The 13,851-nt window shown below is 54.7% G+C and carries 16 protein-coding genes; 4 read left to right on the top strand and 12 right to left on the bottom strand.

Going from position 1 to position 13,851, the window contains the following annotated elements; genetic code table 11:
* Nucleotides 1-183: 183 nt before the first annotated feature.
* Nucleotides 184-1,506, bottom strand: a complete 1,323-nt coding sequence (locus ASE07_RS01830; RefSeq protein ID WP_057289105.1) for a sialidase family protein — start codon at nucleotides 1,504-1,506, stop codon at nucleotides 184-186.
* Between the two features lie 464 nt (nucleotides 1,507-1,970).
* Between ASE07_RS01830 and ASE07_RS01825 the strand changes: the two genes are divergently transcribed.
* Nucleotides 1,971-2,393, top strand: a complete 423-nt coding sequence (locus ASE07_RS01825; RefSeq protein ID WP_057289104.1) for a VOC family protein — start codon at nucleotides 1,971-1,973, stop codon at nucleotides 2,391-2,393.
* Nucleotides 2,394-2,423: 30 nt separating this feature from the next.
* Here the strand turns inward: ASE07_RS01825 and ASE07_RS01820 are convergent, their stop codons facing one another.
* From ASE07_RS01820 to ASE07_RS01785, 7 genes are all read right to left on the bottom strand, one after another.
* Complete coding sequence (locus ASE07_RS01820) at nucleotides 2,424-3,485, bottom strand: endonuclease/exonuclease/phosphatase family protein (protein ID WP_057289103.1); 1,062 nt, start codon at nucleotides 3,483-3,485, stop codon at nucleotides 2,424-2,426.
* Between the two features lie 120 nt (nucleotides 3,486-3,605).
* A complete protein-coding gene (locus tag ASE07_RS01815; RefSeq protein ID WP_057289102.1) occupies nucleotides 3,606-5,975 on the bottom strand; it encodes a heavy metal translocating P-type ATPase in 2,370 nt (789 codons plus the stop codon).
* A gap of 47 nt (nucleotides 5,976-6,022) precedes the next feature.
* The gene (locus tag ASE07_RS01810) at nucleotides 6,023-6,232 is read right to left on the bottom strand and encodes a heavy-metal-associated domain-containing protein (RefSeq protein ID WP_057289101.1); all 210 of its coding nucleotides are present in this window, start codon (nucleotides 6,230-6,232) and stop codon (nucleotides 6,023-6,025) included.
* A gap of 563 nt (nucleotides 6,233-6,795) precedes the next feature.
* Nucleotides 6,796-7,227: an HIT family protein gene (locus tag ASE07_RS01800; protein ID WP_057289099.1), complete on the bottom strand. Its 432-nt coding sequence runs from the start codon at nucleotides 7,225-7,227 to the stop codon at nucleotides 6,796-6,798.
* 204 nt (nucleotides 7,228-7,431) lie between these two features.
* Nucleotides 7,432-7,950 (bottom strand): MerR family transcriptional regulator, encoded by a 519-nt coding sequence (locus tag ASE07_RS27885; RefSeq protein ID WP_082583892.1) that lies wholly within the window; start codon nucleotides 7,948-7,950, stop codon nucleotides 7,432-7,434.
* A 44-nt stretch (nucleotides 7,951-7,994) separates the two neighbouring features.
* Nucleotides 7,995-8,336 carry a putative quinol monooxygenase gene (locus ASE07_RS01790; RefSeq protein ID WP_057289097.1) on the bottom strand — a complete coding sequence of 114 codons (342 nt, stop codon included), beginning with the start codon at nucleotides 8,334-8,336 and terminating at the stop codon, nucleotides 7,995-7,997.
* The gene (locus ASE07_RS01785) at nucleotides 8,333-8,758 is read right to left on the bottom strand and encodes a RidA family protein (RefSeq protein WP_057289096.1); all 426 of its coding nucleotides are present in this window, start codon (nucleotides 8,756-8,758) and stop codon (nucleotides 8,333-8,335) included. The genes ASE07_RS01790 and ASE07_RS01785 overlap by 4 nt, the downstream gene beginning before the upstream one ends.
* A gap of 445 nt (nucleotides 8,759-9,203) precedes the next feature.
* On the opposite strand from ASE07_RS01785, the gene ASE07_RS01780 reads away from it, so the two are divergent.
* From ASE07_RS01780 to ASE07_RS01770, 3 genes are all read left to right on the top strand, one after another.
* Complete coding sequence (locus tag ASE07_RS01780; protein ID WP_057289095.1) at nucleotides 9,204-9,686, top strand: SgcJ/EcaC family oxidoreductase; 483 nt, start codon at nucleotides 9,204-9,206, stop codon at nucleotides 9,684-9,686.
* Between the two features lie 171 nt (nucleotides 9,687-9,857).
* Nucleotides 9,858-10,403: a hypothetical protein gene (locus ASE07_RS01775; protein ID WP_200960863.1), complete on the top strand. Its 546-nt coding sequence runs from the start codon at nucleotides 9,858-9,860 to the stop codon at nucleotides 10,401-10,403.
* A 161-nt stretch (nucleotides 10,404-10,564) separates the two neighbouring features.
* Nucleotides 10,565-11,200, top strand: coding sequence for a hypothetical protein (locus ASE07_RS01770; protein ID WP_057289198.1), 636 nt, complete (start codon nucleotides 10,565-10,567; stop codon nucleotides 11,198-11,200).
* A gap of 292 nt (nucleotides 11,201-11,492) precedes the next feature.
* On the opposite strand, the gene ASE07_RS01765 is transcribed toward ASE07_RS01770, so the two are convergent.
* The 4 genes from ASE07_RS01765 to ASE07_RS01745 all read right to left on the bottom strand — a co-directional run.
* Nucleotides 11,493-11,849 carry a translation initiation factor Sui1 gene (locus ASE07_RS01765; protein ID WP_057289094.1) on the bottom strand — a complete coding sequence of 119 codons (357 nt, stop codon included), beginning with the start codon at nucleotides 11,847-11,849 and terminating at the stop codon, nucleotides 11,493-11,495.
* A 181-nt stretch (nucleotides 11,850-12,030) separates the two neighbouring features.
* A complete protein-coding gene (locus ASE07_RS01760) occupies nucleotides 12,031-12,312 on the bottom strand; it encodes a KTSC domain-containing protein (RefSeq protein WP_057289093.1) in 282 nt (93 codons plus the stop codon).
* Between the two features lie 169 nt (nucleotides 12,313-12,481).
* Complete coding sequence (locus ASE07_RS01755) at nucleotides 12,482-12,727, bottom strand: MbcA/ParS/Xre antitoxin family protein (protein WP_057289092.1); 246 nt, start codon at nucleotides 12,725-12,727, stop codon at nucleotides 12,482-12,484.
* Between the two features lie 452 nt (nucleotides 12,728-13,179).
* Nucleotides 13,180-13,851: sensor histidine kinase (locus tag ASE07_RS01745; RefSeq protein WP_235548313.1), on the bottom strand; the 672-nt coding region annotated here is incomplete at its 5' end.

The raw sequence follows: 13,851 nt of genomic DNA, 5'->3' as shown, positions 1-13,851 counted from the left end.
AGCATACGAATTTGCCTGTAACGAAAACTGTCGACGAGCCTTGTCAGCAAATCACGAGCTAGCACAACTCCCCAACCGTACGTCAAAGCAAGTGCAGCCGCCTGCAGCCTATCCAGCAGAGGTGATTTTTCGTCCGAAGCAGGACCGTGAGCAGCTACTCCGGAAAAGAGAGAGATGCCGCAGTCAACCCGAAATTTTTCCCTGGATCAGCCACACACGGCTTTTCTTACCTTGCAGAAGGCTGCTGTTGACAATGCCTATGTTCCCGTCGCGATTCACCGCAAGCTTGTTCATCATCAGTCCCTGATGGCTGCCGTTCGCTCCCCCGCTTGGGTCGCGGCTCCCAGGCACTAGCGCCGGCGCGGTAAAACTCTTGCCGTTGTCAATGGAAACGCTGAAGCCAAGTCCGCGAGGCCGTTCCCGGTAATCGGGGAACAATTCGTACACGACATATAGCCGGCCGGCAGCATCAATACTGAATGACGAATAGGCTGCACTTTCCACACCCTTCGGCAACGGGATCGAAAGCACGCGAGGTGCATCAAACTTTCTCCCGTCGGCCGACCGCGTATACATAACCTGATACTGGTCGAAGGGACCGCCCCTGCTCTGGGAATACACAAGGTGAAGCATCCCGTCCGGTGAAGCGGCAAGTTTGGGGGCGTCCGAGTAGCCCTTGCCCGGAGCGACGATCTCCGGTGCGCCGAACGTCATTCCACCGTCGACAGAGCTTGCCACGTGTATATCCGCGTTGTCGTTCTCGCCCGTGGTCCATGCGAGGTAGATCCTGCGGTCGCTGCCCAGCGCAAGCGACGGTGCACGTGTGGGTGCGGCGTTCTTGCCGTCGCCGACAAGTTGCGGCGGTGAAAAGCTCTTCCCACCGTCGGTCGAGCGACTAAACCACAATGCTCCGTCGTACTCGGTCCACGTTGTATAAAGCGTGCCATCCGGTCCCGCAACCAGATCGTAGCTTCCGTTATGCCAGACCTTGGCATTGATCCGCCCCTTGCCGTCACCGCCCATAGAACGGGAAAGGTTGAGAGGTTCGGAGAATGTCGCGCCGTTGTCCTCGGAGCGAGCGAACAGCATGTCGCCGCCGTGCGAGCCGCCCGAGAAAATAATTTCCTGCCAGAGAACATAGATGCGTTCCGGCGATTCCGTGGCACGCGCCATCCGTGGAATCCAGGAAAAGGTGCCCGGACTGCGCGACACGTTTACCGGTCCGGCAAGCTGCTTGCTGCCATCCGGTGATAGCCGCTGGAACAGGACATCCTTGCGCGTCTGGTCGACCCAGGCCAAGGCCACGTTACCGCGCTGATCAATGCTTACCGTTGGATCGTCAACATAGTTGTAGCGGGAATTGTTTTGCTCCCACGGCCCCTTTTCGCCAGGCCCTGTCGCGATCTCGGTCGTGCCTTGCCAGCTGATGACAGAAACGGGAGCCGCGGCAACAGTCACTGGAAGGAAAATTACGGCAAGAAAAGAGTAAGGGTAATGACGATCCATGAGTGCAATCGGTAGAAATGTATGAGGCTTCGCCATGTTTGAAAACACGAATGGCACAAGCTTTGAATCACTAAATCTATAACAGATCCGGATTGATAACCAGGATTTCCATTAAGCATAAGCAATCAGCCAGACGACTCAGTAGAAGAGGCCGAATTCCGTATCCGGCGCGTCGGACCAGTCCGGGCGACATGTTAATGAAAACCCGCATGGCGTAGGCAACGAAATGGTCGGTACGCGACGCACGTCTGGTCGTGGCGATTGGCGAAGCGGTAAGATACCAGTCGGGAGCTGCGTTCAGCCACGCGTTCTCGCGCATGTTTGGCATGAGGCCGGGGCAGTATCGGCAAACGCAAAACCAATTGCAAATCCAATCGCAATCCCCATGAGGTTTATTTCGCATAGAGTGTGAGGCGTGCACATCATGCATTGCCGGCACGCCATGCTTCGACAGGAGTTTTATTATGAAACCACGCATTTCCGTCATTACGCTTGCGGTAGAAAATCTGGAGAAGGCAGTACGCTTTTACCGAGACGGGCTGGGATTGCCGACCGAAGGCATCATCGGCACGCAGTTCGAGAACGGAGCGGTTGCCTTCTTCGACCTGCAGGCCGGGTTAAAACTGGCGCTTTGGCCGCGCCAGAGTATGGCTAATGATTCCGGTATCGCGGCCGGTCAGACAGGTGCTCTCCAGTTCAGCATTGGTCACAACGTGTCAACGCGGGACGAAGTCGATCAAGTCATGCGCGATGCGGAACGAGCAGGTGCGTTCATTGTCAAGCCGCCCCAGGAAACATTCTGGGGCGGCTACGCCGGTTACTTCCGCGATCCCGATCAACATCTGTGGGAGGTAGTGTGGAACCCGGACTTGTTACCTTCCGAATAAGCTCAGGCATATTCACCCACAGCACGCTGGCTATGCTTTCCCTGACTCCTCAGCGATTTTTTCTTCGGCCTCCACTTCATCCGATACGCTTGCCTCAAGCCCTTGCTGATCTACGCCCGTGGCAGCGTCGTAGACCAGTTCCACCAGCACGGGGAAATGATCCGAGCCAAACGCCGGCAGCCGTTTGATGAATGACAGAGTGAAATGGCGGCTGTGAAAAAGATGATCCAGCGGCCAGCGCAGAAACCAGTAGCTGGCATGAAAGGTGTTGAACATGCCGCGTCCGACACGGGGGTCAAGCAATCCGCTGATCTTTCGAAAAAGCCTGGTCGTCGTTGACCACGCGACATCATTCAAATCGCCCGCAACAATCGTCGGATGATCAAGGCCAGCCACACGTTTAGCCACGATGAGGAGTTCCGCATCACGTTCTGTCGACACCTCGTTTTCAGTAGGGCTCGGGGGCGTCGGATGCAGGAAGTGCATTTGCACCTTCTTTCCAGAAGGGAGAACTGTCACGGTATGCATGGAGGGAATATCCGGCTGGACCAGAAACTGCGTGGTGCTATTTTCCAGGCGCAGCTTTGAATAAACGTGCATGCCGTACAGATTTTCAAGCGGACATTTGATGGAATAGGGATAGTTGCTTTCCAGCGCATCAAGCTGCTTCTCCCACCATCCATTTGACTCGAGCGTCACGAAAATATCAGGTTGATAGTGCCGTATCAACGAAAGGAGAGCAGCGGCATTGCGATTTGACTGGAGAACGTTCGCGGACAGAATACGAATACATTCTCTTGGTTCCTCGCCGGCAAACAACTTCACTTCATTGGGAAAGGGGCGTGTATAAGGAAGTATCCACCAGGCCTGATATAGAACGCAGCAGATGGTAATCGCAACAATTACCTTGACGCCGAACGCCGAGAAATCCAGCAAGGCTGCTTGCGCAAGGAGGAGGGCGATGCCGGAACCGACAATTTGCAAACGCGGAAAATCCAGGTCGCGTATCCACCACCGTGATGAGCGCGACAAAGGCAGCAGCGTGGCAACTGTCAGGACTGAGGTACATATTGCGATGATGAAAAAGGGCATACTCAAATTGTATGCATTGCATCGTGGAACGTGATGACACGACGCAATAAAAAAGAGCATAAGACCCAACCATACATGTTTCGCATTCTGGTCCAGTCTCAAATCATGCAAAGGCCGGTCTTACCCTCTACTTGTTCTGCGCAGGCGAAGCGCATTCGTGATGACCGAAACTGAACTTAGACTCATCGCCAGCGCCGCAATCATTGGCGACAAAAGCTGTCCAGTGAACGGATACAGCAGGCCGGCCGCCAGCGGGATTCCCAAGGCGTTGTATACGAACGCAAAGCCAAGGTTTTGGCGCATGTTGCGCACGGTGTCGACGGAGAGCATTCGAGCCTGAGCAATGGCACGCAAGTCTCCCTTTACCAGGGTGACATGCGCGCTGTTGATGGCGACGTCGGTACCGGTTCCCATGGCGATACCGACATTGGATTTTGCCAGCGCAGGCGCATCGTTGATGCCGTCGCCGGCCATGGCGACAATCTTCCCTTCTCTCTGGAAACGCTCGACAAGGTCGAGCTTGTCCTGCGGTTTTACTTCACCATACACTTCCGGGATGCCTAAATGTTTCGCCACCGACCTGGCGGTAGTTACGCCGTCGCCTGTCGCCATGACCACATTGAGTCCGGCTTCTTTCAAGGTCAGCAGTGCTTCCGGCGTCGTACTTTTGATCGGATCGGAAACCGCCAGCAGACCGACTAACTGGCTATCCGCAGCCAGATACATCACGCTCGCCCCCTCGGCGCGCAGGTCTTCCGCTTCGCGTACAAGTAAATTCCAGTCAACATTCTCGCGGTCCATCAGTGCGGTATTGCCGAGCGCAATTCGCCTTCCCGTAACCACGCCTCGTACGCCGATCCCGCTCGACGACTCAAACGTCTCCGGCTTGTACAGCGTGATGCCGCGTTTCCGAGCCTCCGCGACGATGGCATGAGCCAGCGGGTGTTCACTGCCCTGATCGATGCTTGCCGCCAGCTGAAGCACATCCTTTTCAGTCAACCCTGGTGCGGCGATCGCACGGTCGAAGGCAGGCTTGCCTTCGGTCAGGGTGCCAGTCTTATCGACAATGAGCGTGTCGATTTTGCGCATGGATTCGATAGCCGCGGCGTCGCGGAAAAGTATTCCTTGCGTCGCCGCGCGGCCGGTTGCCGCCATAATCGACATGGGGGTAGCGAGCCCCAAGGCACAAGGGCAAGCAATGATGAGCACCGCGACGGCATTGACGAAACCATACACCCAGCCTGGCTCGGGACCAAAAACGCCCCATCCAAGCAAGGTCAAGGCGGCAATGGTGACGACTACCACAACAAAGTAGGCGGCGACCACGTCAGCAAGCCGCTGCATCGGCGCACGAGAGCGCTGCGCGTTCGCCACCATCTGCACGATCTGGGAAAGCATGGTTTGGGAACCGACTTTCTCAGCCCGCATCACGAGGCTGCCACTGGTGTTCATGGTGGCACCGATAAGCTTGTCTCCAGCGCGCTTGGTGACCGGAACGGGTTCCCCGGTCAGCATGGACTCGTCGAGTGCGCTTTCTCCTTCGAGCACCTCGCCATCGACCGGCACTTTTTCGCCCGGTCGTACCCGGAGCACATCCCCGACATGGACATGGGTCAGCGACACATCTTCCTCTGTGCCGTCATTCTTTAATCGGCGGGCGGTCTTTGGCGCGAGCCCGAGAAGTGATTTGATGGCAGCGGAAGTCTGCGACCGCGCCCTTAGTTCGAGAATCTGGCCGAGAAGGGTTAATGAGATGATTACCGCTGCGGCTTCGTAATACACGCCGACGCGGCCATGCATCTGAAATACGGAAGGAAACAGTTCGGGAGCGATCGTTGCGACCAGGCTGTAGCCATACGCCGCGCCCGTGCCGGTGCCAATCAGCGTCCACATGTTGGGGCTGCGATGGATGATGGATTGCGCCCACCGGACAAAGAATGGCCAGCCGGCGTACAGCACAACCGGCGTGCTTAGAACCAGTTCCATCCAGTTTTGACCCGGTACCCCCTGCGGGAATATCTGATGGCTAAACATTGCCAGGGCGGTCACGATAAACGTGAGCGGCAATGTCCACCAGAAGCGGCGACGAAAATCGACCAGTTCTGGATTCTCCTCCTCCCCAAGCGAAGGCATCATGGGCTCAAGGGCCATCCCGCACTTCGGGCAGTTGCCTGGTTTTGGTTCCTGAATTTCGGGATGCATCGGACAGGTATACATCGTCCCTTCAGGCACCGACGTATCCGCCCGTGAGTTTTCTTTCGGCTTTAAGTAAGTCTCCGGATTCGCTCGAAACTTTTCCATGCAGCGCGCGCTGCAGAAATGGTAGGAGAGACCATTATGGGTGAAGGTCTTCTCGGGATGGGCGGCAACTTTCATTCCGCAGACCGGGTCGATGAAGGGCTTTTCCGCAGAAGCAGGCGTTGCGTCATGCCCGGTATGCGCGTGTTGGTGATTATGGTGATCGTGCTTTTCGTGCTTTCGATGTTCCATGACTCCTCCACCTGACGGGCATTTATTCCTGCAGCAGCAGGGCCCCGTTAAGCGGCCTCATCGGCCACCTTGGCCGAATAACCGGCGCGCGATATTGCCTGTACCAAGTCTGAGACCTCGGACGTTGAGGTTACATAAATCCGCCTGGTCTTCAGGTCGACATTGACCTTTGCATCTTCATCCTGTGACAGTACCGCTTTAGTCACCCGACTTGCACAGCCTCCACAGGTCATTTTTTCCACGTGAATTTCGACCATTTTTACCTCCTGTATTGATCTTCATTTCACTGTAGACCTTTCCAATGTGGGAAGGTCAAGGCTTTTATTGCTCCCAATTCATCAGTGCCGGACTGCGCAGTGTGTATCAATGAAGCCCGCTTTAAATGGCCACGCCGCCAGTCTGTTGTCGCCTGTCCACCGGCGCTGCTTGAAGAGTGGAAACGGACATTACGGGCGCCGAAATGGATTATCGATGCCTGTATCATCCAGCTTCCAACGAGGTGAAGGTCAATGCCTTGATGACGGTTCTTGCTGCATTCTTTTTGATTAGCTTCCCACAACCGCAAGGTGCATTCTCTTTCAAATCATTAACAAACGCGCTTCGCGCGAAGGCCAGAAATGGTGCGCGCCGTGCCGCGGCGAGATGCCAGTACTTCAGGAGGCGCAGAAGACGCACAATACTGTGGTCTTCGTTTTCGCTAACCAAGGCGAGCGAGTAGGCGAACTTTCCCGGGCAAGCCTCGAAACAGCACCTTCCTACGTTGCCAGCCTTGAGGTGATGGATACGTGCGCGGTCAGGCAATACTGTGGCAATGCAGTCGTCAAACGCCTTCCCTTGGCAAGGCGGCGATAATCCGGGCGGAGATCGCGCGAAGCTGGTCGGGGTCTGCGGGAATTGCACCATGTGGCTTTAGTGAATCGCCTTCCCATCTTGGAACCACATGAAAATGAACATGCGGCACGGTCTGACCCGCTGCCTTTCCATTGAATTGGCCAATCACAATGCCAGGCGGGTTTAACGCAGCCTTTACCGCCGTTGCTACTCGTTGAGTGGTCCGGATACATGCGGCAGCACCGTGGGCAGAGAGATCAAAGATTTCGGCTGCCGGCTCTTTTGTCAGAATGAGAACGTGTCCATCGGCTTGCGGCATGATGTCCATGATCGCGATAGTGAGGTCGTCTTCGTACACGCTGATGGATGGCAACTCGCCACGCAAAATTCGTGCAAAGGGGTTTTGAGAATCGTATTCCATGACGTTTTCAAGGACGAAGTGCAATCGCCGGTTAGTTGTTCATGCAGGCCAATATATCTCAGCTTTAACAGGAAGAGTATTTCAGCGCCACCCTGGAAGTCGATATTCCTCTACTCATTGCTGATCTTATCTGCCATTGCGAAGCAGGGATATGCATCGTCCCCGCCAGCCTCCTGAAGATGCAACCATTTGTTCGACTTCCGATCAACGGGCGCGTAAGTGTTTGGATGAACGCTCGCGTTGACTCCTTCGTGTCGATTCGGTGGCGAGTGATTCCATCCAAATGTCACTGGGACGTTGGCCCGTTGAATGCCATATCTTATAGAACTCGATCTTATCCCTCAGTAGGCGCTGGCTTTGCTTAATATCCTCCATTTCACGCTCAACGACATCCAGATGAGTTTGCAACAGACTTTGGCGTTGGGGAATGCTTTGTCTGCCAAGGATAACCAGGCCAGCATACTCCTGCATCTCGCTCAAGGACATACCCGTGCGCTGCAGGCGGTCGAGGAACATCAGCCACTGAATATGCTGTTCGTGATACGAGCGCCTACCTTGAGCATCACGTGTGACGAAAGGCAACAATCCACGGGACTCATAATAGCGTAGTGCATGTACCGTGCGGCCACTCCGCGCGGCGAGTTCACCAATGCGGAGCCTGCGGTTGGCATGCGAAGCAAGTGTGGTTTTTGTGTTGGGCAATGAAGTGGATCGTCGCGGCATGGTTTACCTCGTAGTTGAAGTCGGTTTGATAATCTCATACGGGCTCAAGTTGCGTTCGCGGCAGCGGAGGCATTGCCTGGAAACATGTCGCGCATGTCCGAAATAGCGAATCGGCTAGCTTTCACTTCAACGACTCTTAGCTTACGCAACTGCAGTCGGAAAGCAGCCATATGTGCCGTTTCGAAGTGTGCTTCGAGCGCCGCGCCATCGAGCCAAAGCTCAGAAAGGATAAGGCATTCCGGCTGTTCAATGTCCACGCCGAAAGTATAGGAGAGGCAACCAGATTCGCGGCGGGTTTGCGAAGCCATCGCTGCTGCGGCCGTGATGGCTGCGTCAATGTCGTGCGGTGCAAATTCGAAGCGCCCCATGATGGCAATAAGTCTCATTGCGGATTCTCCTCGGCTATTACGGCAGTAGCTTCCACTTCTACGAGCCATTCCCGGTGCACCAAACGATTTACAACGACAAAGGTCGATGCAGGCGGGGCTGAGGTATTGACGTATCGGTCACGCACTTCGATGACCGTCTGGAGCTCGCCCGGCGGTACTCTTTCAACGCAGTAGTAGTTGAGTTTAACGACATCCTTAAAGCTCCCACCTGCCGCTCTAACAGCAAGGTCCAGATTGGCGAATACCGTTTCGAGCTGCATGCGGAAGTTGTCCTTCCCGACTAGGGAACCCGATGCGTCGCGTGCCACTTGTCCGGAAATCAACACAAGCTTGCCGCGCCGTACTTCTACGACATGTGAGTATCCGATTGGTGGCGGCAGCGTTTCAGCGCTGTGGAATATAACGGCGGGCGTGCTCATGTTGCTCTCCTCATTTGAGATGAATACGGTAACAATGAGGATTAAACATGCTAGAGCGCACACTAGGTCAAGCTCTAAATATGCCTAGGACAGGACTGTGGTCCGGCGTGGTTGCGTCGAGAGGGTCATCGTCATGACTCGCAATTTACAGATTTTTCACCCGCTTTGGGTTACGTCATTTTTCACAATCAGTGACTTTTTGCGTAAGTCCTATTTTTAATTTCTTCTGTTTTTCCTAGTTCAACAAACCACCGCTAGTAAACAACGGTCAGTAGTGCAATCTAGTTAATATTGCTTTTGCAATTTCCGCATAACAGCGTACTTTGTATTAGGTATCGCCGCTTTTGCTGCGTAGCTTAATTGTCACTATTCATGGTCGTTTTAGTGTCCATAATAAGTCCCGGTTGTGCCTTACCTGTCAATCCTCGGCCGAAGGAGTTCTACCATGAAACTGTTTAGCTTGGTTGTCGTGGCGTTCGCGCTTACTGGATGCGCCACGAAACAAGGCACGCCAAACAATACACAGGTATCGCGCACCGAAGCGTGCAAGATCACATCAGAGCAAGAAATTGCAGCGTTGTTTGATCGATGGAATCAATCACTGCAGACAGGTGACCCGCACAAGGTGGCGACCAATTATGCAGAGCGGTCAATTCTTCTTCCTACAGTATCGGACAAGCCTCGCCTCACAGTTGCAGAGAAGGAAGACTACTTTCATCACTTTCTAGCCGATCGCCCTTCTGGAAAGATTGACCTGCGCAGTATGTATTTGGGATGCAATTCTGCCGTTGATGCCGGGCTATATACATTTACTTTCGCTAGAACGGGAGCGGTAGTTAGTGCCCGCTATACCTATACATATACCTGGAATGGATCGACATGGCTAATTACAAGTCATCACTCGTCGGCCATGCCGGAGAAGAAGTAACAATACTTGAACCTGCCTTCCTGCGACTACCTTCGGCAGTCGCTGAACTGACTCGGTAGATTGCACCGATTGGAGAACGTCCTGTGTCACCCAAGCCTTCAATGTCCCTGAGTCGGGGCATTGCGACACCAGCGGTTATCATGTTCGCAGCTTAGTAAATCGGAGGCGGATGTGAAACCATGGAGCAAACTCCAGCGCGAGGTCAGCAAACTTTTTGCCGAGGGGCTGCGTCTGCAGATCCAGTGCCGCGCGTACCGCATGGCATCGGTCAGTGGCAGTACCGACCTGCCCCGCTATTGGTGCACGCTGGGCAAAGACGTGATCTGGAATTACCCGCGTGAATTTGGCGAAAACGCCACGTACTACCCTTATGACACGGACGTGTCGTCGATATCGAGTTTATTGCGCGAGTACATCGACACGCCAACCGACCAGTTGCTCAGCTTCGCTTTCGCCGACCGGTGGCAGATCGTGGACATCTTGCTCGCTGCAGACAGGCGTATTGAGAAGCGCCGCCTTCCTGAACTCAAGGCCAGGCTCACCCACCCCGGTGCCAAAGCGATTGCAGCAACGCGCTGGGGCCAGGACTGGGAGGACGCAGCGCCCGCGCTTGAAGCAACAAGTCCTTCGCTTCCGCCGGCTCTCGAGGCTGCGCCGGGATTGGCCGACGCGCCGATTGCGACCGATAGCAGCCTGCTTCGCGGGCTGACCTCGTAGCGCATCGCGCGGTGCTAATCCGCCTACGCCGCAGGTGCTATACCGATGATCGCTCTTTGACAAGTTAAGGCTTCCAAACAAATCACTTTAGGAGCAGTATGCAGCGACAGGGGCGGCCGGCGGATTGCTGTATCATCCCGTTCCTCAAAACGAAAGCGCGTATGCTCATCATCACCATCAAACAGGGTAAGGAAAAAGGCCTGCTTTCCGGCAACCCGTGGATTTACGCCTCCGCCGTCGACAAGGTCGACGGCAAGCCCCAGGAGCGCAACAAACCGGGCGCCACGGCGATCGTGCAATCGTCGGCTCACCAGTTCCTGGCCCGCGCGGCCTATAACGCCAAATCGCAAATCGCCGCCCGTGTCTGGACGTTGCGCGAGGACGAGCCGGTTGACCACGCGATGATAAAGCGGCGCGTACAGGCTGGCGTACTTCTCCGCGCCGATGCGCTGCGCAGCGCCGATCCGCAGGCGCTGGTCCAACTGATCGATGGCGACAAGGACGGCTTGTCAGGTCTCTTGGTACACAGCTATGGGGGCATCGCAGGCTATCTGGTTTGCCAGTTCAATGCCGGTGGTGTCGACCTATGGAAGGTGCCGGTAGTGCAGGCGCTCCTTAATGCCACGGGCTGCCGGAACGTTTACGAACGCTGCGATCCGCTGTTGCGCAAGGGCGAAGGACTGTCCGTCACGCCGCGCGCACTGGCAGGCGACGAACCGCCCCAGCGGCTAATGGTGCGCGAGGGCAGCCGTCTGGTACCGATGGATATTCGCACCGGCTTCACCTACCCGCGCTGAGAGGCGCGCCGAATGGGAAATCCCTGGAAAAACGCTCCAAAGCATGCCGGACTTGTATGCTAAAGATTTACCTGGTACGCGGATAGCTGCCATTGGCCGGCATGCACCTAAAGGATATCCATTGTGAGCGGCACCACAGTCGAGACATCGTTTGCGCAAAGCGGAAGCGCAGGATGCCCCCCTTTGCTGCCGGTCGGCTCTGTAGAAAATGGACATTCAACGTCTCGCTTCAATGGCGCGTAGCAGTAGCGGTTGCATCTATCGCCAATTGCGCGCATTCGAGATTTCAAGGTTAGCCACCAATACGCTTGGCCTTATGACCATGCTTTTTAAGCTCTGTCATGATCTGCTCGCAGTGGTCTCCCTGCACTTCAATTACACCATCCTTCACTGTTCCGCCAGAACCGCATGCCGCGCGCAACTGCTTGCCCAGCAAAGCCAGTGCAGCAGGATCGAGCGCTAGCCCCTTGATAAGCGTTACGCTCTTCCCACCTCGACCCTTGGTCTGGCGCGACACGCGTACCACACCATCGCCTATGGGCACGGCCTTGGGCCTACAGCTGCACTCCGAGAGAGGTCGTCGGCATTCAGGGCACATGCGCCCGCCATCAGTGGAATACACAAGGCCGCCTTTTGAACTACTCTTCATATCTAGTCAGCAGTTTTTGAAGTGTGAATCGCCTGAGTTTAGCACCACGTGGCTGTTCGCTCTTGGCCGCTCTTGGCCCGCGATTATGCCTTGCGAGATCGACTGCTTCCGGCAACAGAGCCGCCCTCGAACGTATGTCTACGGAAGCAGGGGCAATTCAGTGGCAGTACGCCGGCATAGCCTACGTATCGGTGTCGTCGTTGGACGCTTTGAACAGGTCATTCAGTTGCTGAGATTGCCCTTTATTTTGGACGGTGCCTCGACGACCGGAAAATTCTTCTTCTATGTTGTCACGGTAATAACTCCAGGGCGAACCGGACGTTGATAATCTGCGCCAGATCTCTGTTCCGACACCTGAATAATCAATCGCACTTGCATCATCGAATTCGACCCGCAGGACGCGTTCACGCGGGTCGTACCCGATAGCACGTAGTTTCCCGGCATTGATCCTTTTCATCTCCATGGTGAACTCCATTCGTATCGATGAATGTCCGCATACCGCCAAGGCTGTGTAAAAACGAACTTTCCTGCCACCAGCAGTACGACATATTTGCTGTGCTCTACTTCGATCAAATCCATGCTTTTACTTTACGCAGCTTCGCCCACAATCGGAGATAGCCAGAGGAAACAGATTACATTGAATCAATATAAGAAAGTAAATCGTCCGTACGGCCGTCACTAACCAGCTGGGCAGCGGTCTTGCCATCAAATTTCGGTAATGGTTCATTCATCCATTCGCTGGCAGCGTCATCGCTGCCTACAATTTCCCGCATTTTGTGCATGATCGTGTAATAAGCTTGGGCTTTGCGCGACTGCTCTTGAAACCGCGTACGGAGTGCTTCGAACCCTTGGAGTGATGGACGTCCATCTTTTGTCATGATTTACCTCGATTAAAGCAGGAGTTCAAGAACGCTCGTGTGTCTTGTCAATCCCCTGAGCCGGCAAGCATGTTTAAGTTCGCCAAGCATTCGTACCTCTTCGAGATCATCATACGCTCATCCTTTGAGTGGCGGCTTTGCGCTGCCTTCTTGCCATCGGCCTCATAGTTCGAAACGACCGCACCCGACTCATTGCTGCCGTTCGAGCCCGTTTCTCGACAGTCGGCTCTTCGAGCGGAAGCTGCCATTGTCACTTAAGATGCGATTGCCAGCAGACTATCCACGCTGTGCTATCTACGTTGGTCGATTCGATAGGAGAAAATTGACCACACGCGTTCAGTCTGGCGTTACGTCAGTNGATGCGATTGCCAGCAGACTATCCACGCTGTGCTATCTACGTTGGTCGATTCGATAGGAGAAAATTGACCACACGCGTTCAGTCTGGCGTTACGTCAGTCTTCGTTCCTGCGAAGTGGAGTTTTGCGAGGAAGGCACATTGTGAAGATTACACCGTCCTTCTTGGTGGAAGTGACCGCAATATCGCCGCCGTGGGCGGAGACGATCTGCTTAACTACGTAAAGTCCAAGCCCCAAATTCTGGGCGTTTGAAGTAACGATGCGTTCGCTGGGCGGGCGGATAGCGAAACGTTTCACTGGGTCAAAGAGAGTTCGAAGCTTGACGGAGGGGATTACATCGGCMTCATTTTGTACCGTGTACACCACCTCGTTAGGAAGGCCGAATATTGATATTTTGACTGCACTTTCCGACTTTCCATGCTGAATCGCGTTAGAGATAAGGTTCGAGAATGCTTGGGCGAYGCGTGCTCCATCCCATGCACCTACCAATTGACCATCTGTCGTCAGGAGAATTTTACGGTCCGGATTATACGTTCTTGCTTCCTCCACGACGTTTCGACATATCTCTAGTAAATCCACCATATGCGGATCGACCGGAATTCCATCGCCCAAGTGGGAAGTCGAGAAATCCAACAGATCGCGTACGATTTCATCCATTCGCTGCGAACTGTTGAAAATACGTAGACCGACCTTTAGCGCCTTGGATGGTAGGCTTTGATCGTGAAGCAGCACCTGTGCGCCCATAGTAATTGCACCGAGTGGAGTCCG

The sequence above is a fragment of the Noviherbaspirillum sp. Root189 genome, from assembly GCF_001428545.1.
In the GTDB taxonomy this organism is placed as follows: Bacteria; Pseudomonadota; Gammaproteobacteria; order Burkholderiales; family Burkholderiaceae_D; genus Noviherbaspirillum.
The sequence above is the reverse complement of the archived record's forward strand: the minus strand, read 5'-3'. Positions and strand labels throughout refer to the sequence as shown.